The sequence below is a fragment of the Robertmurraya sp. FSL W8-0741 genome, from assembly GCF_038004005.1.
GTDB classification, from domain to species: domain Bacteria; phylum Bacillota; class Bacilli; order Bacillales; family Cytobacillaceae; genus Robertmurraya; species Robertmurraya siralis.
The window spans coordinates 2,267,393-2,292,039 of sequence record NZ_JBBOQG010000001.1; the positions used below are offsets into that span (position 1 = coordinate 2,267,393).

Sequence of the window (24,647 nt, forward strand, 5' to 3'; positions counted from 1 at the left end):
CATAAAAAATTGCCAATAAAAAATAGTAGAAAGTTCTTTTTTTGCGAACGTTTATTCGCTAGAATAAAAGGATAATACACGCTTTTAATTTGAGGTGAGGGCAATGAAGGTTCGCAAAAATCTACAGCATTTTTTAGAGGATTTAAAGCTAGAAGACAGCTTCAAGGAAAATATCGTTCATTGGCATACGATCGAGGAGAAGGAAGCAAAGACGGTTGAATTGCCTGTTCATATAAATGAAAATTTAAAGAAAGCCTTACAAAAAAGAGGTATTCATGAGTTGTATACACATCAACGTTCTGCTTTTGAAGCTGTACAGAGAAGTGAAAGTATTGTTGCCGTGACCCCAACTGCTTCTGGGAAAACCCTTTGTTATAACCTATCTGTCTTGCAAACTATTACAGAAAATCCACAGGCGAGAGCACTTTATATTTTCCCAACAAAAGCATTGGCTCAAGATCAAAAAAGCGAGATTACTGAGCTTATTGATGATGCAGAGTTAACAATTAATAGTTATACATATGATGGAGATACTCAAGGCTCAATTCGAGAAAAAGTTCGGAAAGCGGGGCATATCGTGATTACAAATCCCGATATGCTTCACTCTGCCATTTTGCCTCATCATACAAAATGGGTGTCATTATTTGAGAACTTGAAATATGTCATAATTGATGAGCTTCATATTTATCGTGGTGTATTTGGCAGTCATGTAGCAAATGTGATTCGTAGATTAAAGAGAATTTGCCGTTTTTATGGAACTGATCCAATCTTTATTTGTACATCAGCGACGATTGCTAACCCGTTGGAGCTAGCAGAAAATCTGACGGGAAAGAACATGACTTTAATTGATAATAACGGGGCACCAAGTGGGAGAAAACATTTCCTCTTCTATAATCCACCGATTGTGAATAAGCCTTTAAATATTCGCAGGAGTGCTACTTTAGAGGTACGGAAGCTGGCAGGGGAGCTGTTGAAGAATCGGATTCAAACCATTGTTTTTGCTCGCAGTCGGGTACGAGTTGAGATTCTCCTGACGTATCTTCAGGAATTAGTCAAACACCAGCTTGGACCAAAAGCAATCCGTGGCTATCGAGGGGGCTATTTGCCCACTGAAAGGCGGACGATTGAAAAAGGGTTGCGCAATGGGGACATTTATGGGGTTGTAAGCACGAATGCACTGGAATTGGGTGTTGATATTGGGCAGCTTCAAGTTTGTATCATGACTGGATACCCGGGATCGATAGCAAGCTCATGGCAGCAAGCAGGACGAGCAGGGAGAAGACATAGCGAATCATTAGTTATCATGGTTGCAAGTTCCAGTCCATTAGACCAATATATCATTGAACATCCAGATTATTTTTTTACAAGAAGTCCTGAAACAGCAAGAATTAATCCTGACAATTTAATGATTTTTATCGATCATCTTAAATGTGCAGCATACGAGCTTCCTTTTAAAAAAGGTGAGCATTTTGGTGCGTTTGAAACAGAGGATGTTTTAGAATATTTAGTGGAAGAAAGAGTTCTTTACCAACGAGGCGATAAGTGGTATTGGATGAATGATTCATTTCCAGCTCATAATATTAGCCTTCGTTCTGCTTCACAGGAGAATATCGTCATAATTGATCAATCAAATATTGCCAATGTGAAAGTAATTGGTGAGATGGACCGATTTTCAGCCATGACGCTTTTACATGAAGAAGCAATCTACTTGCATCAAGGAATTCAGTACCAAGTGGAAAAGCTTGATTGGGAAGAAAAGAAAGCTTTTGTTAGGGAAGTAGATGTTGATTACTTTACAGATGCCAATCTTGCTGTTGAATTAAAAGTGCTCGAAATGGATAAGAGTCGTTTGCTTCATGATACAGAAGTGGCCTATGGAGACGTAAGTATTTTGGCTAAAGCGACGATTTTTAAAAAGATTAAATTTGACAGCCATGAAAATATCGGTTCTGGACCGATTTCACTTCCAGAAGAGGAACTGCATACAAGCTCTGCATGGATTTCGCTTAAGGAAGGACTGGAAGTGTCCGAATCAAGAATGGAACAAGGCTTGCTCGGTGCTGCCCATGCTTTGCGTTACATCGCTCCGATTTTTGTCATGTGTGATTCAGGGGATATTCATGTCGTACCACAGGTAAAAGCAGTCCATAATGAAAAACCGACGATTTTCTTTTATGACCGCTATCCAGGGGGAATTGGATTAAGTGAGAAAATTTATGACGGTATGGAAAATGTTCTTAAGGAAGCAAAGGGGATGATTACCCGTTGTCAATGTGAGAACGGCTGTCCTTCCTGTATCGGTACTGACACAACGAGTCGCTTTGCGAAGCGCGATGCTTTGCTAATTCTCGAGCAATTTCTAAAGCAAACGAGTTAATTAAGGAAGTGTGAAAATTGTCATTTCGAAACAAATTAAACCGCTTAAAGCCGCATATTCGAAGTGAAAAAATGGCAGAGTCCAAGTCGCCCCAAGCAATGATAGAGTTTGAGGGAACAGTCCCGTTTCAAGAGCAATGGGAGCAACATTTTGTCAAACCATATTATTATGATGGTGATTTTTGCTTTATCCGAGAAAGGGAATTCCCATTAGAGCAAAAGTATGGGAAATATACCTTTGCTCAATTTGTTGATGCGATTCAAGCCTGGAATATGAGCACCGTCCAACATCCATTATCCGCAAAAGGATATAGCCATGAACAATTATTTTTTTTCGATACGGAAACGACTGGACTTGGTGGAGGAACGGGGAATACGATTTTCTTATTAGGATATGCTTCTGTAAAAAATGATAAAATTGTGCTACGCCAGCATTTCCTTCCCCATCCAGCGGCAGAGGTACCTCTATATCAAAGTTTCTTAGAAAGGATTGACTATCGAACACTTGTGACTTACAACGGTAAAGCTTTTGATTGGCCGCAGGTGAAAACGAGGCACACGCTTATAAGAGAACTTGTTCCTCAGCTACCAGCTTTCGGTCATTTTGATCTTTTTCATGCGGCTAGGCGCTTATGGAAGCATAAGCTTGACAGACTTAAACTTTCAATCGTTGAAAAGGAAATATTAGGGGTAGAACGACATGAAGATGTACCGGGCTATCTTGCTCCGATGATTTACTTTGATTTTGTTGAAACACAAAAACCAGATGGGATGCTTGGAATACTACAGCATAATGAAAAGGATATTTTATCCCTTATTACCCTATATACTCATATAAGTTTTCAGCTTTTAAATATCGATCAATCAAGGACGGTTTCGGAAGGCTATGAAGTTGGCAGATGGTATGCCTCATTAGGTGAAAGGGCAGGTGCACTAGAAAATCTATCTCTTGTTGCGAAGGGAACAGAACAGAGTGCTTTAAAAGCAAAGCTAGCCCTCTCTTATGAGTTGAAAAAACAAAAAGAATGGGAAAAGGCCACTCAGCTTTGGAAAGAGCTTACGAATGCAAATCACAAAAATATCGTTTTTGAGGTTTGCTTAGAACTTGCCAAATACTATGAGCACCATCAGAAAGAGTTGGAGTCAGCCCTGTATTATTCAGAAAAAGCTTTGCACATATTACATGAGAAAATGACCCTTTGGGAGGGAAAAGATTCTGCCGCGTTACATGAAGTCGAAAAAAGAATAGCGCGAATTATGAGAAAACAGCAGAGTGCAAGGAAAAACCAGTAATTCCCTAGTTGTCTAAGTACTTAGTCGTCGTTAAAATAGGGAATGTAAGTAAGGATGTTCAAATGAAAAAATTGAAATGAGTGAAAAAAATTGCAAAAAGTGATTCTATTATTGTTTTTTGTTATAATTTGTTTAACGGCGATTATTTTTTCCAACATGAAGGCCTACGCTTTTTTATTCGTTTAAGCGCTTGTAAAAAATCGTTGCTTATGCGGACATAAAGCCTTGACTCACATCTGTTAATGAAATTAAGGTAAATTATACAAAAGATAAGGGATCAGATGTACTGGTGCCTTTTTACATAAGGAGCTAGCTAATCATTTGAGTAAGGTAGCAGTCATTTCAGGATATAAACCACACGAGCTTGGATTATTTAGTCATAATGATCCTGCTGTTGAATACATTAAACTAGCGATAAAAAAACAATTGCTTTTCCATTTGGATGAAGGCTTAGAATGGATCATCATTAGCGGTCAATTAGGCGCTGAGCTTTGGGGAGCAGAAGTCGTATTAGACTTGCAACTTGAAGGATATCAAGATTTAAAGCTTGCGGTTGTAACTCCGTTTTTGAATCAAGAAGAAAACTGGAAGGATGAGAACAAAGAACGGTATGAATCTATCTTGATGCAAGCTGATTATGTTGACTCTATTACAAAGAAGCCATACGAGAATCCTTGGCAATTTCGTCTGAAAAACCAGTTTTTAGTTGAGAAGAGTGATGCATTAATCCTTTTATACGACTTTGACAAAGAAGGCAGCCCTAAATTTTTGTACGAAACAGCACGTAAATATCAAGAAAATCACTCATACCAAATTAACTTAATTGATTTTTATGATCTACAATCAGTTGTTGAAGAAGAACAAATGAAGAATAGCGATTTTTAAGGAGTACTTCAGTTCTTCAATTAAAATGTTTTAACAAGCTGTTGTGAATGGTTAATGGAATGTGATTAATTACGAGTTTATTCTGTGTGAGGTCTAAATGGAAGTGAAATTTATGATACTGAATTCAACCTCTTTTATAAATTTTCTGTAGAAAATGTCACTTCCCCAAAAGAAAAATTGACAAAGTTGCATATTTTTGAAAAAATAATGATAACGATTGGCGTTTAGAGGTGAATATATGCTTTCAGATAAAATAAAATTAACGGCTAAGGATATTTTGGAAAAAGAGTTTAAAACAGCCATGAGAGGCTATAAGCCTGAGGATGTAGATAAATTTCTTGATGTTATTATTAAGGATTACGAAGCGATGCAAGCAGAAATTGAAGAGCTTCAACAAGAAAATATTAGGCTTAAAAGATTAGCTGAAGAATCTGCTAAGCGACCTGCTCCAGCACCAGCTCCACAAACAAGTGGAACGACAAACTTCGATATCTTAAAAAGACTCTCAAACCTTGAAAAGCATGTGTTTGGAAGTAAGCTGTACGATTGATTGAAAATTGGAATCTAATAATTTCCATTGCTATTCTTTTCATTCTTACATATAATAATTCATGTAGTTTTTTAATAACGTTCGGGTAATCGCTGCAATAAGCTTTTTTGCGAATTGTAGAGGAAAGTCCATGCTCGCACAGGCTGAGATGTCTGTAGTGTTCGTGCCTAGCGAAACGATAAGCTAGGGCATTAAGGAAGGGGCTGTGCTTCTTCCTTTTTGACGGCAGGGAAAATGCCTAAGTCTTTATGATATGGTGTGAATACCTTGAAAGTGCCACAGTGACGGAGCCTGCTTAGAAATGAGTAGGGTGGAACGGGGTAAACCCCACGAGCGAGAAACCCAAATTATGGTAGGGGCACCTTCTTTAAGGAAATGAACGAGAAAGAAGGACAGGTTAAATATAACCTGTAGATAGATGATTACCACCGGAGTACAAGACGAAGGTCGTTTGCAGTACGAAGGAACAAAACATGGCTTACAGAACGTTATTAAGGACCTTATATTATCAGTAAGTGAAAGATAGTTAGGAAAAGCTCTCCGTAGAGGAGAGCTTTTCTTGCAGTTTAGGAAGTGATAAGTTTGTTTGGATTCACTTTTCATGAGGGTATCCAGTCTAGCGCAAGCAGGTACTAGTACAAATTGGTATTTGGCTTTTACAACTTACGATAGATCAACCGGAAGTTCAAAAATGAACACCAAACATAAAACAAAGCTTTGTTCTTATGAAGAATCTTGACTGTGGACTTCACACTGTTTTTTTAACATAAATGACATACATATGGTTCTTATCAATTGCCTTCTTATGATTTAATAAAATAGTGTAACAATGGAAATGTCGACTGACAATGGAGGTTTTTTAAGTGGTTGAGCTCAATTCTGAATATCATTCTTTAGCCAATACTGTTTTTATGCAAATGCAAGAGGGTATCATCGTGTTGAATGAACAGTTAAAAATCGTTACGCTAAACCTTTGGGCCCAGAAAGTAATTGGCTTTAAAGAACAACTGCTTACTGGTAAAGACTATTCCATTTTATTTTGTAATTTATCGGATTATCAAAGGATGATAGCTCATCTTTTCGAACATCATAGTTGGACAGACGAGGTTGCTAAAAAACGCTCTAATGGTGAAGTATATATAGAATCGATGAACATCTCCACTGTTTTTGATTCAATTGGTAAAATAAAAGAATATGTTGTCGTTTTTAGGGACATGACAAAACAGAAGCTTTTCGAAAATGAAAGGCAGTTGGCAGCGAAGGTACTTGAAAATATAAGCGAGGGAGTCATTGTTACAGATAAAGATGGCAATATCCTGTCTGTCAATCCTGCTTTTGAACTTGTAACCGGCTATGTTGAAGAAGAAGTATGTGGACATAATCCTAGGATTTTTCAATCGGGAATTCATGGTTCTCAGTTTTACCATGAGATGTGGAATAGTGTCTTGACAAAAGGGAAATGGCAAGGGGAAATTTGGAATAAAAAGAAGAACGGTGATGTTTATCCTGAATGGCTGACAATAAGTTCAATCAAGGATGAAAAAGGAGAAATAACAAACTTTGTCGCGGTATTTTCAGATATTACTGACCGAAAACATACAGAGGAAAAACTAAGACAACTCGCCCATTACGATTCTTTAACAGGTGTCGCCAATCGCTATACATTGAATACTCATTTAGAAAGTCTTATTGATACGGCGTCCAAATATAATCAACAACTTGCTGTTTTATTTTTAGATTTAGACCGTTTTAAGCATATTAATGATACACTTGGTCATAACTACGGCGATCAGCTTTTGAAGGAAGTATCTTTTCGTCTGAAAGGCCTGATTAAAAATAAAGATTTAATTGCAAGGTTGGGAGGAGACGAATTTGTAATCGTCCTTTCTAATATTAAGCACCCGAAAGAGGCTGTCAGTGTGGCCGAGAATATAATCCACGCCCTTTCGACTTCCTCTTTTATATTGAAACATCATGAAGTGTATGTTTCAACAAGTATTGGAATCAGCTTATTTCCACTCGATGGCGGTTCATTAGAAACATTGTTGCGGAATGCTGATAAGGCGATGTACAAAGCAAAATCCAGTGGGAAAAATCATTATCAGCTTTATCATGAAGAAATGCATAAAGATGAATCGAAACAAATGAAAATGGAAGTTGGACTTCGCAAGGCCCTTGAACAAAAAGAATTTTTTCTAGTCTATCAACCGCAAATACACTTAAAAACAGGAAAAATTATTGGCATTGAAGCATTAATTCGCTGGAAGCGGGAGGAGCAAGAAATCATTTCTCCGGAACAATTTATCCCATTGGCGGAAGAAACTGGATTAATCGTACCGATTAGTGAATGGGTTATAAAACAAGCATGTGAGGATATACAGCAAGTTCATTTACGTGGCCATTCCAATTTGTTGGTTAGTATTAATATCTCTGCTCTTCATTTCAATCAAGAAAATTTTGTGAAATCAGTGCAAGCCATTTTGCAGCAGACTAATGTTAATCCTCATTTAGTTGACTTTGAATTAACGGAAAGTATGATAATGCCGAATGCTTCACAAACAATAAGCAAATTAGTGAAGCTGAAAAAGTTAGGGATTAAGCTTTCGATTGATGATTTTGGGACAGGTTATTCATCTTTGAGCTATTTAAACCGTTTTCCATTGGATAGACTGAAAATAGATAAAAGTTTTATTGAAAATCTTAGCAAATATCATGACGATTCCAGTATTGTGGAAGCGATCATTTCGATTGCACATCGATTAAATCTCTCTGTTGTTGCCGAAGGTGTTGAGAGTAAAAAACAATTATTACATTTGAAAACAGGAAACTGTGATCATATACAAGGTTTTTATATCACTAAACCACTCCCACTTGCAGAACTCATTCGTTTTCTCGCGGAGTGGGAAGAAGATCTATATTAAGGGTGAAAAAATGTCTAAATATCAATTAATTGCAACTGCTGCAATGGGGTTAGAAGCAATAGTGGCAAAGGAAGTTAGAGCACTTGGTTATGAATGTGAAGTGGACAATGGCCGTATTAATTTTCGTGGTGATGAGCTTGCAATAGTACGCAGCAATTTGTGGCTCAGAACAGCAGATCGAATTAAATTAGTTGTAGGCGAGTTTAAAGCAACGGCCTTTGATGAACTTTTTGAAAGAACAAAGGCATTGCCTTGGGAACAGTTTTTGCCTGAAAATGCCGAGTTTCCTGTTTCTGGGAAGTCGGTGAAATCAAAACTGTTCAGCGTATCTGATTGTCAAGCAATTGTAAAAAAAGCAATTGTAGAACGACTTCGTAAGCATTATAAAAAAACGACCTGGTTCGAAGAAAATGGTCCGCTATTCAAAATCGAAGTATCTTTATTAAAAGATAAAGCTTTGTTGACGATTGATTGCAGTGGCGCAGGGCTACATCGCAGAGGCTACCGCATAGGACAAGGGGAAGCACCAATTAAAGAAACCTTGGCTGCGGCATTAATTTTATTAACGAATTGGACTCCTGATCGTCCTTTTGTTGATCCATTTTGCGGTTCCGGAACACTGCCGATTGAAGCTGCTTTGATTGGACAAAATATTGCCCCTGGCTTTAATCGTGAGTTTATTTCAGAAAATTGGGGTTGGATTACTGCGGAGCATTGGAATGAAGGTAGAATGGAAGCGGAAGATCTTGCACGGTACGATCAACCTATTGATATTGCAGGCACCGATTTAGATCATCGCATGGTTAAAATCGCGAGTAAAAATGCCATTGAAGCAGGATTTGCCGATTTGCTAACCTTTAAACAAATGCAGGTGAAAGATTTTACAACAACGAAGGAATACGGCGTAATCGTTGGAAATCCACCGTACGGTGAAAGATTAGGGGATAAAGCAGCGGTTGAAAAAATGTACCACGAAATGGGACAAGCTTTTGTTCCTTATGATACATGGTCTGTCTACATGCTTACCGCAAATGAAAATTTTGAGGCATGCTATGGCAAGCCAGCAACAAAGAAAAGAAAATTATTTAATGGCTTTATTAAAACCGATTATTACCAATATTGGGGGAAAAGACCTCCAAAGGATAAGGATGAAGGTATAAACAAACGATTAAAAGAATAGAATACTATTGTCATTAAATGGATTTGGAGGAGTGGCAATGAGATATTCTGCTATTGATTTTAATACGATCGAACGTGCTTTATCATACACAATTGAAGCACTCGAACTTGAACAAAATGAAGAGCTTCAATTTCCAGCATTAGAGGAGCTTGTGAATGCGAAAGAAGAATTGAAACGAGCGTTGTCATATTCTTTGTCACGAATTAATGGGTATTAAGTTTCAACAAATACAGTCAAGGGACTGACTCTATTTCGATTCAGAGTTAGTCTTTTTTCTTGTATGATAGGTATTTGCTGAGTGTGCTAAATGATGAGTTTAGGTGACGAAGTTTAGTTGTCTAGTGTAAACCAGCTATCTGATTTTAGATTGTCTTACTATGATGAAACAAATAAGGTGCTTTGCCCGTAAACTGTCTATATCACAAGAATGTGGTTTTCAGTTGTATGGCAATGAACAAAGGATTTACGTATTTGGTACGTGTGGAGAGAAGAAAGAATTAGTGGAGGATATTCATGCATAAAACAAAATTGCCTTTTACGGTTTCAAAGACCGAAACCTTTATCGATAAATTAGGGGAATGGATTGGAGATGTTTTTTACGACATCTTACCAGAAGCAGGGTTTGAACTTCGGGATGAGCAGGTTTATATGGCATTTCAATTAGAGAAAGCCTTTAAGGAAAAAAAAGTTATTTTTGCAGAAGCTGGTGTTGGTACTGGGAAAACGATTGTTTATCTACTATATGCCATATGCTATGCACGATATATGAATAAACCGGCAATTATTGCTTGTGCTGATGAAAATTTAATTGAACAGCTTGTTAAAAAGGAAGGCGATATTGCCCGTCTTGAAAAGGCCCTAGAATTAACGATCGATGTTCGATTAGCAAAATCAAGAGATCAATATTTGTGCTTGAAGAAATTGGACAAGTCTGTTTTGGAAGGAGAACCATATAGCGAAGTGTACGACGAGCTCCCTGCATTTGTCCATCGTGATACTTCGATGCAGGCGTTTTCCCGCTATGGAGATCGAAAGGACTACCCGCAATTAACCAATCAACAGTGGTTAAATATTGGTTGGGATCCGCTGCAAGACTGCTTTTCATGTGACTTGAGGCATCGTTGTGGTCAAACGTTACATCGGGACTATTATCGAAATGCAACGGATTTAATTATTTGCTCTCATGATTTTTATATGGAACATATATGGACAAAAGAATCACGAAAACGAGAAGGTCAGCTTCCGCTGTTACCAGAAAGCTCGTCTGTTGTCTTTGATGAAGGACACTTGCTTGAATATGCAAGCCAAAAGGCTCTTACCTATAGACTATCAGAGCTGACGCTTGAGACATTGTTGACAAAATTGATGGAAAATGATGTACGTGAAAAAACGCTTCACATTATTGATGAAGCAATTATTGAAAATGAACGTTTTTTTGCTGAGATCACCAAAGTAGCAAGTAAAAGTGGAGATTCGGAAAAACAAATGCTTACGAAGACCCCTAAGGTGTTAGCTCAAGCAAAAACATTACAAAGCCTCCTTATGGAGCTTGAGGAGGAGCTTGTATTTGAAAGCGAAATGTACGTGATTAATGAATATGATTTGAAAATTGTTGAGGAATATTTAGAACAAATTACGTATTCGTTATCTTTATTTTTAAAGGAGTTAAAAGGGATTATTTGGTTTGAAGAAACGAATGAGGAAAGAACTCTTGTCATCATGCCGAGGATGGTTGAAGATATTATGAGAGAGGACGTTTTTTCGCAAAAGAAACCTTTTATCTTTTCATCAGCAACATTATCAGAAGACGGTTCTTTCCAATATATTGCGAAAAGCCTTGGCATTGATGATTATTTATCGTTCACTGTGAAGTCACCTTTCGATTATGAAGAAAAGATGATGATCGATATGCCTACTTTTAATCATGAGAATCTACTAGAGAAGCATAAATACACGCTTGAACAACTTCGTGCATCAAATGGAAAAGCGCTTGTTCTCTTTACAACAGATGAAGATTTACAGCAATTCAAAGCTTTTTCTGATGGACAAACTGAATTTCCCATTTATTTTGAAGGAGATGCGGAAATTAGTACTTTAGTTGCTCGTTTTCAAAACGAGGTAGATTCGGTCCTTTGTGCAACCCATTTGTGGGAAGGCTTAGATATTCCCGGAAGAGCTCTCGAGAATGTTATCATCTTTGATTTACCTTTTCCTCCGCATGACCCGGTTTTTACTGCTAAACGTGAAGGAGCTGAAGATCCATTTGAAGAAGTGGATATGCCTTATATGATCCTTCGTTTACGGCAAGGAATCGGGCGTCTTATCCGTACACATGACGATTGTGGAAGTGTTCATATTTTAATTGATGACAAGTTAAATAATTACGTATTGGAAAAAGTAAAGCAAGTCCTTCCTGTAAAAGCAAGAGAATACTAAAACACAATTGACCTCCTTCAGAGGACGAAGAATCGTCCATATGAAGGGGGTTTTTGTAGTTAAGAACAGCTTTCTGCTTCAAAGCTCCAATTGTGTAAATTTAAGTTGCCAAAGTGCTAAAGGGGGTGCTCTAGCTTTAAGTTTGTATAGCTTCTCAAATGATTTTGAACATTTGAGGAACAGCAGTAATTTAGAGGAACTACTTTTAAGAGATACTTATTATGATTCATTTTTATCTTCCAATCGCTTTTAAGCCTGCCTCTGTCATTTTTTCGGGCGACCAAGCTGGTTCCCATACAAGCTGGATATCAGCATGGTCAATTTCTTCAAGCTCTAATACACAATGTTTAACACCGCCAATAATGCTGTCATGTAAAGGACAACCGGGAGTGGTTAACGTCATGACGATTTCCACGGCATTTTCCTCAATGAGAGAGACATCGTAAATAAGCCCAAGATCGACAACATTAATATTTAATTCCGGATCCATTACCTTTTTTAAATGCTCGCGGATTTTATCCACTAAGGCAATTTGTTCTTTTAGATTCATTTTCGTAACCTCCTATTTTTTGATAACGGCGAGTATCGCAATTCCGAAGACAATGGATGCTGCTGTAACGAGTAGCTGTCCAATGTAGAAGAGCATCTGCCCATTTAGGGCAATGCTCATAGAAACAAGCAAAATGCCGAAAATAAAGGACAGAAAGATCGGAAGTGCTAATCTTTCATTAATCATATCTTTCAAAGCTGGAACATCCTTTTTCCCAATAACATGCGAATACTTATGCGTCCACCATAGGAATGGAACGATTTTATAAAGGTAGCCAATAATACTAAAGGCAATCCAAAGCATGATATAAGCAACGATTAGGGGAGCAGCAAAGCTTGGAAATTGATTGCTTATACTTGCAATAAAAGCAAGTAAATGGATCATTTCTCCAAAAATAATCGCCAATAAAGCAAAGCGAAAAGGCAGATCAAGTTTTTTCTTTACTCTTTTTTTCAAAATCAGGTAAATATGCCATATAAAACAACTGAAGCCGATTAAGAGCAAGAAAAATCCACATTTAAACAACCAAGAAAAATTGAAAATAAATGACAACAATATGGATAGCAACCCGGTCACATAAATGCTATAAACATATTTTGCTAGCTTCATTTCATAGCCATGAGAAAGGGAAAACATCGGTGCCATTTTATAGGAGAATCCAAAAATCAGCAGTGTAAACCAGCCGGAGATTCCTAATAATAAATGGCTATGAAAAAGGATTGAATAATAATTGCTTGCAAATCCTGTTTTCATGCTAATCACTAATGAAATTCCCAATATGATCGTCAGAAACAAACAGACTAATGCACTTCCGACAAAAAGAGTAAGGATATTTGGTTTTGCTTGTTTTCGCAAGGTCATCCCCATTTGAATAAGGAACATAACGATCCCCATAAGCATGATGATTCCGGGAATGAGGGCTTTACTTGGGATGATGTAAAGGGCGATAGCAAAGGAGACAACCCCAATCGTTGTGACAGCAAATTGAATAAAACCGAATTTTTCATTCCATATCGGAGTCAAAAATGCTACCGGCACTAATTGATACATGGCACCCATTGCGATCATTAACGCCCATCCTAATATAAACAAATGCGCAGCAGACCAAATTGCAGGAATGCGAAAGTGTCCATTTATAAAAGCATCCCCGTTCAAAAGAATGAGAAATTGAGAAATAAGAAGCGCAAGTATGCTGAAAAAAATAAAAGAAAAAGGCAATTTGATGTTCGTTTCACTACCTGTATTCTTTACTATCATGGAACCAACTTCCTTACTTTGTAATTTTTATTGTGAAGCTTCCATCCTCGTTTGGTTCAGTTATATGTTTAAAACCTAATTCATCTAATTGTTCATAAAGAAACATTGGTCTACGATCATTGATGATTTCCAATGTATCTCCTTCAGCTAAAGTCTCTAGAGCGCGAAGTGTCCTCATCATTGGATTAGGCGGTTCCAATCCGCGATTATCTAATTTCATTTTGTTTCCCCCTTTTTTGTAAACGTTACTTTCCAGTGTTTTTTCTCGATCTGTTCAGCCTGATGGACAAAACCTTTTGCTTTCAAAACAGCGAAGAGAGGGGTCGGCTTAAAAGGGGCATGGAGAATAAAGACATCACCACTTTCTAAGCCTTTAACAGCCTCCATAATTTTTTGGAATGGCTCTAACTTGTTTTTCAGGTCCTCACGAACATCTAATTCTACGATACGTTTTTCCATATACATCTCTCCCTTATGTCTTTTCTTTAATGATAATCATTTTCATTAAGTGATATCGTGATGCAAATCACAAGACATGAAGAATTTTATTTTCAAGTGTGATGGTGTTCACTTCTCCAAAATATTGCACGCTCTATACTACATATGTAAGGAACGAAGTTAACAATTTAAGGGGAGTGAGTAATATGAAAAATTTTACAGCTGAAGTGATTGCGCCCGATTATCCACCGAAAGAAAAACATCCAAAAATTATTAGCACATTTGATTCCCTCCAACCAGGGGAGTTTATGTTGCTGGTAAATGACCATGATCCGAAGCCGTTAAGATATCAATTTATGATAGAGAGAACAGATACATTTACATGGGAGTACTTAGAAGAAGGTCCCGAACTTTGGAGAGTAGCGATCGGAAAAAAATAGGAATCAAGATGAGAGGGTTTGTTTTTTGAAACGATCCTCTTTTTCTATTTTTTGGAGTTATTTTCTGAAAAATATGATAAAATATAGGGGTATTTGATTCACTAAGGGGTTTAATACGTAAAATATCCTTGGAAATGGAATGACAGTTTTGGGGAGGACAAAGAATAATGAGTGAAAAAATTAAGCAAATAGAGCAAGAGTTTACTGCTTATGTGCAGAAAATGAGCGCATATAACGAAGCACTTTCTTTAGTTTATTGGGATTTGCGTACTGGAGCTCCAAAGAAAAGTGTAGAACAGCGTTCGCAAGTGATTGGAACCTTGTCTCAAGAAGTGTTTAAAATGTCTACTTCTGAAGAAATGGCTTCTTACATTGCCAATTTAACGACAGGCGCGGCGAAAGAGGTCATTTCAGAAATTACGAGGAAAACAGCCGAGCATTGTAAAAAAGAATATGATCGCAATAAGAAAATCCCGGCAGAAGAATATAAGGAGTACGTTATTCTTCAGTCGAAGGCTGAAAGTGTATGGGAAGAAGCGAAGGATGCATCTGATTTTGAGCTTTTTAGACCGTATTTGGAAAAGTTAGTAGAAACGAATAAACGCTTTATTACATACTGGGGCTATGAAGAAAATAAATACGATACGCTGTTAGATATGTATGAGCCTGGAATCACAGTCGAGATTTTAGATAGGGTTTTCGGAGATCTTCGTGAAAAAATCATTCCACTTGTTAAAGCCATTTCAGAATCAGACAACAAGCCAGAAACAAGTTTTTTGTTTGAACATTTTCCAAAAGAAAAACAAAGAGATTTTAGTTTAAACATTTTAGAACAAATGGGTTATGATTTCCAAGCTGGTCGATTGGATGAAACGGTACATCCTTTTGCAATTGGATTGAATCCAGGAGATGTTCGGGTAACGACTAAATATGATGAAAAAGACTTCCGTGTCGCTGTGTTTGGGACGATTCATGAGGGGGGACATGCGCTCTATGAACAAAATATATCCAAGGATTTAGTAGGAACGCCATTGTGTACAGGGACTTCAATGGGAATTCATGAATCTCAGTCTTTATTCTATGAAAATTTTGTTGGACGTAATTACGCATTCTGGAAGCAAAATTATGAGCTGTTAAAATCGTATTCTAATGGTCAATTTGCTCAAGTATCCGTTGATGATTATTATCGTGGGATTAACGAATCAAAACCATCCCTTATTCGGATTGAAGCGGATGAATTAACATACCCGCTCCATATCATTATTCGGTATGAAATTGAAAAAGGGCTATTTAATGATGAAATTGAAGTAAAAGATTTACCGCAAATTTGGAATGAGAAATATGAAGAGTATTTAGGAGTGACACCTGACAGTGATGCAAACGGTGTTTTACAAGATGTACATTGGTCAGGAGGCTCTTTTGGTTATTTTCCTTCCTATGCCTTAGGCTATATGTATGCAGCTCAATTCAAGAATACGATGCAAAAAGATCTTCCGAACTACGATCAATTACTTGAAGAAGGAAATTTACTGCCCATAAAGGAATGGCTAACGAAAAACATCCATCAGTTTGGTTCTCTGAAAAAACCTTTGGAAATCTTAACAGATGTGACCGGGGAAGGATTAAATGCTCAATACTTAGTTGACTATTTATACGATAAATATAGTAAAGTCTACAGCTTGAATATTTAGTTCAACAGTCTAAGGATGACGTGTTTGTCGTCCTTTTTCTTTCTTAAGGAAATGATAGATTTCGTAGTTGTGTATAACTCTTTCAATTAGTATATCTACGTCTAGCGCAAGCAGCCAGAGCCTAACAAACTTTAGGTCCCCTCCATACGATAAGTCAACCAAGAATTGCTATAGCAATTCAGGTTTCCTATATCGAAAGATCAGGTCCTTCCAGATTTGTACGGCGATGAGCAAGGCGCTTGCGCTTTTGTTCTTGGAGGAAGCTATGAAAAAAATATTGCCGTATATAATGATTGCTTTTGGTGCAGCTTTATGGGGATTAATCGCTATTTTTGTTAGAGAACTGAAAGAGGCTGGATTGACAGAAATGGAGATTGTTACAGTGAGGGTCACTTTTGCTGCCATCTTTCTCTTAATCGTTGGGGCAGTGTCTTACAGAGAGCAGCTGCAAGTACAATTTAAGAAGCTGCCATTTTTTATTGGAACCGGGATCTTCAGCATTGCTTTCTTTAACTACTGTTATTTTTTTACGATCAATGAACTGAACGTTTCCATAGCTGTCATTCTCCTTTATACGTCTCCAGCCTTCGTAACGATTTTGTCGTTTATTTTTTTAAAGGAATCGATCCATAAACAGAAAATCATTGCCGTTGTAGGTACTATATTAGGATGTGTGTTTATAGTTGGTGTCGGTGTGGAGCAAGGTACTACAATTACTTTATTAGGGGTATTAACGGGGCTTGGCTCAGGGCTTGGTTATGCTTTATATAGCATATTTGGAAAAGTCGCATTAAAACACGAAATCAAACCATTTACGGTGACATTATATACGTTTGTAATAGCTGCCATAGCGCTACTACCATTCTCGGGAATTTGGGGGAAACTAGATATTCTATTTTCACCGAGAGTTCTTTTCGTAAGTGTTGGTCTTGGCTTAGTACCAACGGTAATTGCTTATTTGGCCTATACATGGGGTCTTGAGAAGACAGAAAGTAGTAAAGCAGCAATTATTGCAACTGTAGAACCTGTTGTCGCCATGTTGATTGGTTTCGTCATTTTTCAGGAGAATTTGGGGATTTCCCAAATGTTCGGAGCATTTTTAATTCTTTTGTCGGTAATGTTTGTAAATCTTCCCGTTATGAAAGGGAATGAGCAAATAAAGCACCATAAAAACACTGGTTCAATTGGTTGAACCAGTGTTTTTTGTTATGTTAGCCCCAGCGTTTCACACAAAAAGGGTCAAAAATGTTTTATTCACAATCTTATATAACAAAGGCCTTCAGTTTAAGCAGCAATTCATTTATTGCTCCTATTACCAAAGTTTGTAACCCTGTGCTCCTGGAGGTGCGTTTTTAATTAGGTCGATAAACGGAATTGTGTAAGCAAAAAGAATTAAAAGTACAGTAATTCCGAGCCATAGCTTCCAGTTTTCGAACACCATTGGTGCTTTTTCTGTTTGATTTGCTGCTTCGCCGACCGGAAATTCTTCCTCACCTTTTGGAGCAAAGAATGCTAGGTTGACAAAGATGTAAAGCATTAAAATAATGGCAATAAAGAGAATGGAACCACCAACGGCTTGAGCGATTTGATATGGAATCCATTCCGCTGCTTGAGCAGCTCCACCATATTCAGAGAATGATGAACGGCGAGGAGCGCCGAGTAAACCAGCAGCATGCATGGCACCTGACATAAAGGTCATTCCAATCGCCCACAGATAACCTTGAATAAGTGCCAATTTATTCATTTTCTTCGTTAATTTTCGTCCAGTTAAATGCGGTACAAGCCAGAATGAGACACCGAAGAATGTCAGAACAACAGCTGTAGCAACCGTTAAATGAAAGTGTCCTGTTACCCAAACTGTGTTATGCACAACCTGGTTCATTTGATGGGAAGCGTTGACGATACCGCCTGCCCCCGCAGGAATAAATGCGAGCATTCCGATAAATGGTACTGTAAAACGTGCGTCTTTCCAAGGAAGTTTTTTCAGCCAGCCGAATAATCCTGTTGCCCCTTGAGAACGTCCGTAGCTTTCAAATGTTGCAAACAAGGAGAACGCGGTCATTAATGAAGGAATGACGACTAAAAATGTTAATACCACTTGTAAAAATTTCCAAGCAGGGTCGATGCCCGGTTCTAAGAGCTGATGGTGGAATCCTACTGGAATTGAAAATAATAAGAATAAAATAAAAGACATTCTTGCTAATGAATCTGAGAAGATTTTTCCACCAATGATTTTGGGAATCATCACATACCATGCCATATAAGCTGGTAGTAACCAGAAATATACGAGTGGATGACCGAAGTACCAGAATAGGGTACGGCTTACACCGACGTTAACTGTTTCAACTAGTCCCAAAGACCAAGGCAATAATTGAATTAATACTGTTGCTGCAACACCGATGGTTGCCACGGTCCACATCATTGTATTTACTAGTGCCATGAAAGTTAGCAAAGGACTTGGTTGTCCAGGATTCGCTCTTCTCCACTCTGCATACTTTAGAATAATCGTCGTACCAACAGCCCAGCTTCCTACTACAACAAGCGTTAATCCTAAGTAGAAGACAAAATGGGCTTGTAATGGTGCATAAAATGTGTAAAGTACGGATGCTTCGTTTAGAAGAATCATAACTGCTGCCGCGACAGTACCAATTGTCATAATCCAGAAGCCAATCCAGCCAATAGTTCTCTGTTTATTGGTGAAAGTACCCGCCGTTTTGCTTACCGCAGCAAGCTGGAATCCCATAATGAAAAAGGTTGTTAAAACAAGTCCTAATACGACACCGTGAACCGTTAATATTTGATAATAGCCAATCCCAGCGGGCAATTCAAACTTTCCAGATCGTACTAATACCTGAAGCAGTCCAGCTAGTCCACCGACTAGCAAAGCAATAAATGCAACATAGAAATGAGCCATCACCAATTTTGCGTCACGGCGATCAACTTTTATATTTAGAGATGATTTAAGCATTTATTATTCCACCACCTTAATCATAGAAGTCATCAGATGGTGTCCGGAGCCACAATATTCGTTACATAAAACTAAATATTCTCCAGCTTTATCAAAGGTTGTCACAATTTCACTAATATAACCTGGTTCCACCATCATATTAATATTTGTACCTGCTACTCCAAATCCGTGGATAACATCCTTTGAAGTTGCGATGACTTTTACTTTTGCCCCAAGCGGAACTTCAACTGTACCAGGAGTATAGGCAAAGGCTTGAGCAACAAATACAAGTTCATAATCCCAATCTTTTCCTTCCACTTTCTTTAAGCCTGGCTCTTTAAATGTCTCGTGTTCGTCTACCTTCGTTGGATCAACAACAGCTAAACAGCTAGGAGGTTGATTACCAAGGTAAAAGGCGCTCACTCCTAAAACAGATAAGAACACAAGAAGAGCAGTTACCCCGAAAATCAGCCATATTTTTTCAAATTTGTGCATATGCATGGCTTAAAATCCCCTTTCATTTTTAAAACCGATCTAAGTATAAGAAGTAAACGCCAACCCAAAGAACTACGATGAAAAAGCCGACAAAGAAAACGGACACTAACGTCCCCTTTAAAGAAGAGCTGTCCTCAATCTCTGTCTTTGTATCGCTCTTCAATTCTGCTTTAGCCATAACACTCACTCCTTTCGGAAAGATAGAAAATGTAAATGATTACACCTTCATCATACTAGACAATTTTTGAGAATCCATATCGATGTAAGGAATTCACAAATTGTTCAATATTTATATATTTACTATCTTAGTAGTGGAAAGTTTATTTAACAGTGATTTTTGTCACAAATCCCCTTTGGTGAATGTGAACATTTTATGAACGCGAAAAAGGCCCCTGAAACACATCTCGTGAAAAAAGAAATGTTTGGAGCCGAAGGCAAGTTTTAAATTTATCTGTTAACCATTAAATGATCGATCTTTTGTACTATAAAAGTTCGTTTGATTCATTTCATACTACATACTTATGTTAATGTCTACCCTGCAAATAGATTTTATCGAAAAAGCGATTGGCTTTGTATGATTTAAATCACTTGAGAAAAATTGTTTACTATTGTTATAGAATTGATTTTCTCTACATATTATAGTTTTATCTCTTTTGTGCACTTCAGTTTTTCGCTGCAGACGAATATTATGGCTGTACCTCTCGGTCACCATTTTCCGAAAATAAAATAATATGGGCATAATAAATTTTTAATTTTAAAGAAAGAAGTGAATTATAGCGATGGAAAAATATTATTGTGAAAATTGTAGGATATTATATGATGGTTTAGACGTATGTAGAGTATGTGGGAATGAAGTGATAAATAAAATATGGATTGAGGTTCAAAATCAAAATGGATCTGATGAGGTAAGAACAGATTAGTCTGGTGTTCAGGGTGTAGGCAACTCGAAAGTATTCGAGTTTACTTACACTCTTTTTGATATTTTTGTAAACCTTGGGCTATGCCGGGGTTCCAAACAGCTTTTAGCGTGGTAATAAAAAAATCTCACTTCGTGGTAGAATAAAGTTTGGTTTCCCGACCACTTTAACTCACGTACGAAGGAGGTAAGTCCTTATGAAGGACATGAACAGTTTAGGACACACAACATGGAATGATAGTCTTTGTACCAAAATACAGAAAGCAAATGATTTATGGAAAATACAGAAAGAGTATTGGACAAATCATAAGAGATCGATGCTGGCCATATCTTTTTAGATTCTACACATGTAAGTATGGTGTTATTTTCTTTCTTATTTGCTGTAGATTTGATAAGTTAAAAGGTGTAAGAATTTTTAGAGAAGGGTGATAATAGTGTATTTGCCTTCATTTCGCTTAGATGGGCAAAAGGCGATAGTAACTGGGGCAGGAAGAGGAATCGGAAGGGCACTTGCGATTGGATTAGCAGAAGCTGGAGCGGATATTGCCTTATTGTCTAGAACAAAGGAAGATTTAGAGGAAACAGCTAAGTACATAAAAGATTTAGGGCGGGAAGCCCTTATTGTGCCCACGGATGTGACGAAGCGGGAAGACATCAAAGAAAGCCTTAATCATATTGTCGGCAAATGGGGGAAGGTAAACGTTCTGATCAATAATGCAGGAATGAATATTCGTTCTAAGGCATTGGATGTGACAGACGAAGAGTGGCAAAAGATTATGGATACGAATTTAAAATCTACTTTTATGATGTCGCAAGAGGTAGGGAAAATAATGAAAGAAACGAATACTGATGGAAAAATTATTTCCATTTCATCGGTAGCGGGTACTGTCGCGCTCAGAACAGGAGTTGTTTATGCGGCTACAAAGGCAGCGATGATACAAATGACGAAAGTTCTAGCTATGGAGTGGGGACAGTACAATATTTGTGTTAACTCAATTGGTCCATGGTACTTTAAAACGCCATTGACTGAAAAATTATTAGCAGATCCGGAATATTTACATGAAATTTTATCGGTAACTCCACTCAATCGGGTCGGAGAGCTTCAGGAACTCGTAGGACCAACGGTGTTTTTAGCGTCTGAAGCAGGTAATTATGTAACGGGGCAAACGATATTCGTTGATGGAGGAATGTCAATTAAAGGTTTTTGACACGAAGTACTTTAAAATGACAATTAGACAAGAATTGCTTGTCTAATTGTCCAGTTGGAAAATGAGCAGCCTTCTGAAATGTCAAAGGTAAGTTTCGGAAAAATTCCCCTTTTCCGAAAACGAAGCTTAAGCTACTTCTACGGCTAAAATAATCTCTAATGACCCAATATTATTCATATGAATCGGGAGACGAAAAGCTCGATCAAATCCATATACCTTTGTTTGCCCTATTAATACTGTTGGGGGAGTAATGTCCATTTCGAAACCCCTTTGGGAGATCGTTGTGGAGAGATTGCCAGCAAGCATATTTCCTAGTTCACCTGCGAACGATTCAAGCATTTCTCCTTCGAGAAACATTCCAAACATACCCTCTCCAATTTTTCCGAATGTCTTTTCTTCACCTTCAATGATGACACGTCCTCGAACATCACCTGTCATTCCAATAAGAACACCAATTGAATGCTGAGTAAAGGACTGTGTAAACAATGATGGTTTTTCTACAGTCACATCAAACGGTAGAACCGCTTTAACTGATTCGATCGTCCCGTTTAAGATGTCCGTTACACTTTTAGTTAATGTCACTAATCATTCCCCCACTATATAATTACTATTTATATTACCACAATTTCGACCTACTTAAAGATAAAAAATCTTGATTTTATATAGGTCTATTAGACTACTTGTCAATTAATTAAAAAGTAATAGATAATTGGAAAAGTTTATGTGGTGATGGTGCGGGTTATTTGTTTTATAATAAAAAGTGCACAACAATCCTTCAAAACATTCGCTTCCTTCAATTTTATATTGGGGGAAGTTTTTTATTTATTGGCTTTGTTATATGTCGGTGTTGATTTTGGGCTCATTATAACAACAATTCAATTTTACAAAGCCTATTTATTAAGACGCACTCTTGTAATGAGTTTCTAGCCTTCAACACGCAGCTAAAGCCTAATAAACTTGGTGCTTACATATTTACAAGCAATCGCAACTTGCACCGAAAATTGTTAGCGCAACAATCGATTTGTTATGGTTTGTTCGGCGATAAGCACGAAGGAAAATAACATTGATTCATCCGTACAGGAACAATTTTTCGAAGGAGCCCAGCAGGGTAACTGTTTATCAATGAAACTCAAAGAACGATATTAAATGTTGGCAATTCTTCTATATGAAAGAGAGAATAAGCATGCATAGGATATGGTGAATTGGAAATAATAACCTTATATCGTTGAAGGAGTGATTTCCGATGCCTCAAATCCTTTCTATTGCAGAAGTGCATCCCCCATATGTAATTACACAAGAGGAAGTGATGAATTTCGCCCGTACACTTTTTTCCCATTCCTTTAAAGATATTGAGAGATTATTACAGGTGTTTCGAAGCGGGCAAATTAGGAAGCGTCACTTTGTTAAAGGGTTAGATTGGTTTGAGAAGGAACGCTCATTTGAGGAAAGAAATGATGCTTACATAAATCACGCAGTTGAATTAGGAGCCACTGCAATTGAAGATTGTTTACAGAACGGATTTTTCTTAAAGAAATCGGTTCCCTTTGCTGAAATAGATGCGATCTTCACAATTTCCAGCACAGGAATTGCAACACCTAGTATTGAAGCAATAATTATGAATAGGCTTTCTTTTTCCTCCTTTACGAAACGCATTCCTATTTGGGGTCTTGGTTGTGGGGGAGGTGCCTCCGGATTATCGAGAGCGTTTGAATATTGCCGTGCGTTTCCGCAAGCTAAAGTGCTGATACTTGCAATCGAATTTTGCAGTTTGACCTTTCAAAGGAATGATCGTTCGAAAAGCAATCTCATTGGTACATCGTTGTTTGCCGATGGTGTAGCATGTGCATTAATGGTGGGCGATCAAGTTAATAGAAGTGAATGGCAAAATGTTTTAGCGGTTCCGTCAATCATCTCAACACAGTCGATGACTTTAAGAAACTCTGTTGATGTAATGGGATGGAAGGTGAAAAACGATGGTTTGTATGTCGTATTTTCGAAGGATATTCCAACGATCATCGAAAAGGAATTAGGGCCAGCCGTCACCCATTTTTTGAATGAAGTGAATCAGCAGATGGGGGATATTGCTCATTTTATTGCCCATCCAGGAGGAAAAAAAGTGTTGGATGCTTATGAGTGCGCCTTAGCAATTTCTTCTGCTCAAACACAATTGTCAGCTGATGTTTTACGTGAATTTGGTAATATGTCTTCGGTTACGATTCTGTATGTTTTAAAAAGATTTATGGAAAAAGGGAGAGAGGGTGAAGTAGGATTGGCTACAGCACTGGGACCAGGGTTTAGTTCGGAGCTGCTGTTGTTAAGGTGGATTAAATGATGAAACTATTGATGATTGTACTCATTATGCAAAGATTAACCGAGCTTGTAATTGCGAGACGAAATGAAAAGTGGATGAAGAAACAGGGCGGTATTGAGGTAGGACAAGCCCATTATCCCTATTTGGTAATGCTCCATGTTTTATTCATTTTAAGTTTCACAGTAGAAGTCGTTGTTTTACAAAGAAGCATTCATCCATCCTGGCCCTTCATTTTAGTGTTGTTTTTGCTAACGCAAATCGGCAGAGGCTGGGTCATTTATTCATTAGGTCGATATTGGAATACAAAGATTATAGTCGTTCCCGATGTTAAGCTCGTCAAAAAAGGGCCCTACCGATTTTTAAAGCACCCCAATTATGTGATTGTCGCTGTGGAATTCATAATTATCCCTTTATTATATGAGGCGTATATAACTTCCGTCGTATTTACATTATTAAATATTTGGATCTTATCTGTTCGCATTCCAACAGAAGAGCAAGCCCTTCAAAACTTGACAGAATATGGGCGGGAATTTACGAAGCACAATCGGTTTCTTCCTTCTTTTTCGAAAAAAGTTTGAACATTTTGAAGCAGCTATTGAAAGTCATGGTTGATCATGGTACATTGAATATGAAAATTATTCTCATTTAAAATTAAAGGACGTGTTACATATGGTTTCGATTTTTATTATTTCGACCATTGCTGTCTATTCCTTTGTGATGAAGTATGTTTTAAACCATGTTTGCAAGCCAACA

The 24,647-nt window shown here is 37.6% G+C and carries 22 protein-coding genes, 1 other RNA gene and 1 pseudogene; 16 read left to right on the forward strand and 8 right to left on the reverse strand.

All coding sequences use genetic code 11. The features are described from left to right. Nucleotides 1-103: 103 nt before the first annotated feature. The 9 genes from NST02_RS10990 (at nt 104) to NST02_RS11030 (ending at nt 11,641) form a co-directional block, all read left to right on the forward strand. Nucleotides 104-2,377, forward strand: coding sequence for a DEAD/DEAH box helicase (locus NST02_RS10990; RefSeq protein WP_212933242.1), 2,274 nt, complete (start codon nt 104-106; stop codon nt 2,375-2,377). A 17-nt stretch (nt 2,378-2,394) separates the two neighbouring features. Next, nucleotides 2,395-3,669 (forward strand): ribonuclease H-like domain-containing protein, encoded by a 1,275-nt coding sequence (locus NST02_RS10995; protein ID WP_137743159.1) that lies wholly within the window; start codon nt 2,395-2,397, stop codon nt 3,667-3,669. Between the two features lie 321 nt (nt 3,670-3,990). Continuing rightward, nucleotides 3,991-4,554, forward strand: a complete 564-nt coding sequence (locus tag NST02_RS11000) for an SLOG family protein (protein ID WP_137743158.1) — start codon at nt 3,991-3,993, stop codon at nt 4,552-4,554. A gap of 238 nt (nt 4,555-4,792) precedes the next feature. Then, nucleotides 4,793-5,104, forward strand: coding sequence for a cell division regulator GpsB (gpsB, locus tag NST02_RS11005; protein WP_095306499.1), 312 nt, complete (start codon nt 4,793-4,795; stop codon nt 5,102-5,104). A 77-nt stretch (nt 5,105-5,181) separates the two neighbouring features. Further along, nucleotides 5,182-5,590: RNase P RNA component class B (rnpB, locus tag NST02_RS11010), an RNA gene on the forward strand. A gap of 425 nt (nt 5,591-6,015) precedes the next feature. After that, nucleotides 6,016-8,025: a sensor domain-containing protein gene (locus NST02_RS11015; RefSeq protein ID WP_137743189.1), complete on the forward strand. Its 2,010-nt coding sequence runs from the start codon at nt 6,016-6,018 to the stop codon at nt 8,023-8,025. A gap of 10 nt (nt 8,026-8,035) precedes the next feature. Next, complete coding sequence (locus NST02_RS11020) at nt 8,036-9,205, forward strand: THUMP domain-containing class I SAM-dependent RNA methyltransferase (protein WP_340948993.1); 1,170 nt, start codon at nt 8,036-8,038, stop codon at nt 9,203-9,205. A gap of 37 nt (nt 9,206-9,242) precedes the next feature. After that, complete coding sequence (locus NST02_RS11025; protein ID WP_095306497.1) at nt 9,243-9,422, forward strand: hypothetical protein; 180 nt, start codon at nt 9,243-9,245, stop codon at nt 9,420-9,422. Between the two features lie 296 nt (nt 9,423-9,718). Further along, nucleotides 9,719-11,641: an ATP-dependent DNA helicase gene (locus NST02_RS11030; protein ID WP_137743156.1), complete on the forward strand. Its 1,923-nt coding sequence runs from the start codon at nt 9,719-9,721 to the stop codon at nt 11,639-11,641. Between the two features lie 232 nt (nt 11,642-11,873). Here the strand turns inward: NST02_RS11030 and NST02_RS11035 are convergent, their stop codons facing one another. The 4 genes from NST02_RS11035 to NST02_RS11050 are packed head-to-tail and all read right to left on the reverse strand — an operon-like array spanning nt 11,874 to nt 13,907. Continuing rightward, nucleotides 11,874-12,191, reverse strand: coding sequence for a metal-sulfur cluster assembly factor (locus NST02_RS11035; RefSeq protein ID WP_137743155.1), 318 nt, complete (start codon nt 12,189-12,191; stop codon nt 11,874-11,876). 12 nt (nt 12,192-12,203) lie between these two features. After that, entirely contained in the window at nt 12,204-13,448 is a 1,245-nt protein-coding gene (locus NST02_RS11040; RefSeq protein WP_211344090.1) for a hypothetical protein, read from the reverse strand. Nucleotides 13,449-13,461: 13 nt separating this feature from the next. Beyond that, nucleotides 13,462-13,668, reverse strand: a complete 207-nt coding sequence (locus NST02_RS11045; protein WP_095306494.1) for a DUF2249 domain-containing protein — start codon at nt 13,666-13,668, stop codon at nt 13,462-13,464. Then, nucleotides 13,665-13,907, reverse strand: a complete 243-nt coding sequence (locus NST02_RS11050) for a DUF2249 domain-containing protein (protein WP_095306493.1) — start codon at nt 13,905-13,907, stop codon at nt 13,665-13,667. The genes NST02_RS11045 and NST02_RS11050 overlap by 4 nt, the downstream gene beginning before the upstream one ends. Before the next feature lie 185 nt (nt 13,908-14,092). On the opposite strand from NST02_RS11050, the gene NST02_RS11055 reads away from it, so the two are divergent. The 3 genes from NST02_RS11055 (at nt 14,093) to NST02_RS11065 (ending at nt 17,209) form a co-directional block, all read left to right on the forward strand. Next, nucleotides 14,093-14,326, forward strand: a complete 234-nt coding sequence (locus NST02_RS11055) for a DUF2249 domain-containing protein (protein WP_095306492.1) — start codon at nt 14,093-14,095, stop codon at nt 14,324-14,326. 167 nt (nt 14,327-14,493) lie between these two features. Further along, nucleotides 14,494-16,017, forward strand: coding sequence for a carboxypeptidase M32 (locus NST02_RS11060; protein ID WP_137743154.1), 1,524 nt, complete (start codon nt 14,494-14,496; stop codon nt 16,015-16,017). A gap of 265 nt (nt 16,018-16,282) precedes the next feature. Then, nucleotides 16,283-17,209: a DMT family transporter gene (locus tag NST02_RS11065; protein ID WP_095306490.1), complete on the forward strand. Its 927-nt coding sequence runs from the start codon at nt 16,283-16,285 to the stop codon at nt 17,207-17,209. A 120-nt stretch (nt 17,210-17,329) separates the two neighbouring features. On the opposite strand, the gene NST02_RS11070 is transcribed toward NST02_RS11065, so the two are convergent. From NST02_RS11070 to NST02_RS11080, 3 genes are read right to left on the reverse strand one after another with little or no spacing between them, the layout of a single operon-like run. Continuing rightward, the gene (locus NST02_RS11070) at nt 17,330-18,985 is read right to left on the reverse strand and encodes a b(o/a)3-type cytochrome-c oxidase subunit 1 (protein WP_095306489.1); all 1,656 of its coding nucleotides are present in this window, start codon (nt 18,983-18,985) and stop codon (nt 17,330-17,332) included. 3 nt (nt 18,986-18,988) lie between these two features. Then, entirely contained in the window at nt 18,989-19,465 is a 477-nt protein-coding gene (locus NST02_RS11075; RefSeq protein WP_095306488.1) for a cytochrome c oxidase subunit II, read from the reverse strand. Nucleotides 19,466-19,487: 22 nt separating this feature from the next. Beyond that, nucleotides 19,488-19,637, reverse strand: coding sequence for a cytochrome c oxidase subunit 2A (locus NST02_RS11080; RefSeq protein WP_095306487.1), 150 nt, complete (start codon nt 19,635-19,637; stop codon nt 19,488-19,490). A gap of 935 nt (nt 19,638-20,572) precedes the next feature. Here NST02_RS11080 and NST02_RS11085 point away from each other — a divergent pair. Together NST02_RS11085 and NST02_RS11090 are read left to right on the forward strand one after the other, a co-directional pair. Continuing rightward, a pseudogene (locus NST02_RS11085) lies at nt 20,573-20,696 on the forward strand (IS200/IS605 family transposase); the annotation flags it as partial. Nucleotides 20,697-20,809: 113 nt separating this feature from the next. Continuing rightward, nucleotides 20,810-21,583 carry an SDR family NAD(P)-dependent oxidoreductase gene (locus tag NST02_RS11090; protein WP_340948999.1) on the forward strand — a complete coding sequence of 258 codons (774 nt, stop codon included), beginning with the start codon at nt 20,810-20,812 and terminating at the stop codon, nt 21,581-21,583. Between the two features lie 126 nt (nt 21,584-21,709). Here NST02_RS11090 and NST02_RS11095 read toward each other — a convergent pair whose 3' ends face one another. Next, nucleotides 21,710-22,165: a chemotaxis protein CheX gene (locus NST02_RS11095; RefSeq protein WP_095306485.1), complete on the reverse strand. Its 456-nt coding sequence runs from the start codon at nt 22,163-22,165 to the stop codon at nt 21,710-21,712. A gap of 661 nt (nt 22,166-22,826) precedes the next feature. Between NST02_RS11095 and NST02_RS11100 the strand changes: the two genes are divergently transcribed. Both NST02_RS11100 and NST02_RS11105 read left to right on the forward strand, forming a co-directional pair. Further along, nucleotides 22,827-23,915, forward strand: coding sequence for a type III polyketide synthase (locus NST02_RS11100; protein ID WP_095306484.1), 1,089 nt, complete (start codon nt 22,827-22,829; stop codon nt 23,913-23,915). Continuing rightward, the gene (locus NST02_RS11105) at nt 23,912-24,472 is read left to right on the forward strand and encodes an isoprenylcysteine carboxylmethyltransferase family protein (RefSeq protein ID WP_170943509.1); all 561 of its coding nucleotides are present in this window, start codon (nt 23,912-23,914) and stop codon (nt 24,470-24,472) included. The genes NST02_RS11100 and NST02_RS11105 overlap by 4 nt, the downstream gene beginning before the upstream one ends. Nucleotides 24,473-24,647 lie beyond the last annotated feature (175 nt).

What these genes read in the sequence shown, in the direction of transcription:
- NST02_RS11080 (WP_095306487.1), bottom strand. Translation starts at nt 19,637, where the DNA reads ATGGCTAAAGCAGAATTGAAGAGCGATACAAAGACAGAGATTGAGGAC.
- NST02_RS11035 (WP_137743155.1), bottom strand. Translation starts at nt 12,191, where the DNA reads ATGAATCTAAAAGAACAAATTGCCTTAGTGGATAAAATCCGCGAGCAT.
- NST02_RS11075 (WP_095306488.1), bottom strand. Translation starts at nt 19,465, where the DNA reads ATGCATATGCACAAATTTGAAAAAATATGGCTGATTTTCGGGGTAACT.
- NST02_RS11025 (WP_095306497.1), top strand. Translation starts at nt 9,243, where the DNA reads ATGAGATATTCTGCTATTGATTTTAATACGATCGAACGTGCTTTATCA.
- NST02_RS11065 (WP_095306490.1), top strand. Translation starts at nt 16,283, where the DNA reads ATGAAAAAAATATTGCCGTATATAATGATTGCTTTTGGTGCAGCTTTA.
- NST02_RS11040 (WP_211344090.1), bottom strand. Translation starts at nt 13,448, where the DNA reads ATGATAGTAAAGAATACAGGTAGTGAAACGAACATCAAATTGCCTTTT.
- gpsB (WP_095306499.1), top strand. Translation starts at nt 4,793, where the DNA reads ATGCTTTCAGATAAAATAAAATTAACGGCTAAGGATATTTTGGAAAAA.
- NST02_RS11050 (WP_095306493.1), bottom strand. Translation starts at nt 13,907, where the DNA reads ATGGAAAAACGTATCGTAGAATTAGATGTTCGTGAGGACCTGAAAAAC.
- NST02_RS11055 (WP_095306492.1), top strand. Translation starts at nt 14,093, where the DNA reads ATGAAAAATTTTACAGCTGAAGTGATTGCGCCCGATTATCCACCGAAA.
- NST02_RS11070 (WP_095306489.1), bottom strand. Translation starts at nt 18,985, where the DNA reads ATGCTTAAATCATCTCTAAATATAAAAGTTGATCGCCGTGACGCAAAA.
- NST02_RS11020 (WP_340948993.1), top strand. Translation starts at nt 8,036, where the DNA reads ATGTCTAAATATCAATTAATTGCAACTGCTGCAATGGGGTTAGAAGCA.
- NST02_RS11100 (WP_095306484.1), top strand. Translation starts at nt 22,827, where the DNA reads ATGCCTCAAATCCTTTCTATTGCAGAAGTGCATCCCCCATATGTAATT.
- NST02_RS11030 (WP_137743156.1), top strand. Translation starts at nt 9,719, where the DNA reads ATGCATAAAACAAAATTGCCTTTTACGGTTTCAAAGACCGAAACCTTT.
- NST02_RS11045 (WP_095306494.1), bottom strand. Translation starts at nt 13,668, where the DNA reads ATGAAATTAGATAATCGCGGATTGGAACCGCCTAATCCAATGATGAGG.
- NST02_RS11015 (WP_137743189.1), top strand. Translation starts at nt 6,016, where the DNA reads ATGCAAATGCAAGAGGGTATCATCGTGTTGAATGAACAGTTAAAAATC.
- NST02_RS10990 (WP_212933242.1), top strand. Translation starts at nt 104, where the DNA reads ATGAAGGTTCGCAAAAATCTACAGCATTTTTTAGAGGATTTAAAGCTA.
- NST02_RS11060 (WP_137743154.1), top strand. Translation starts at nt 14,494, where the DNA reads ATGAGTGAAAAAATTAAGCAAATAGAGCAAGAGTTTACTGCTTATGTG.
- NST02_RS11105 (WP_170943509.1), top strand. Translation starts at nt 23,912, where the DNA reads ATGATGAAACTATTGATGATTGTACTCATTATGCAAAGATTAACCGAG.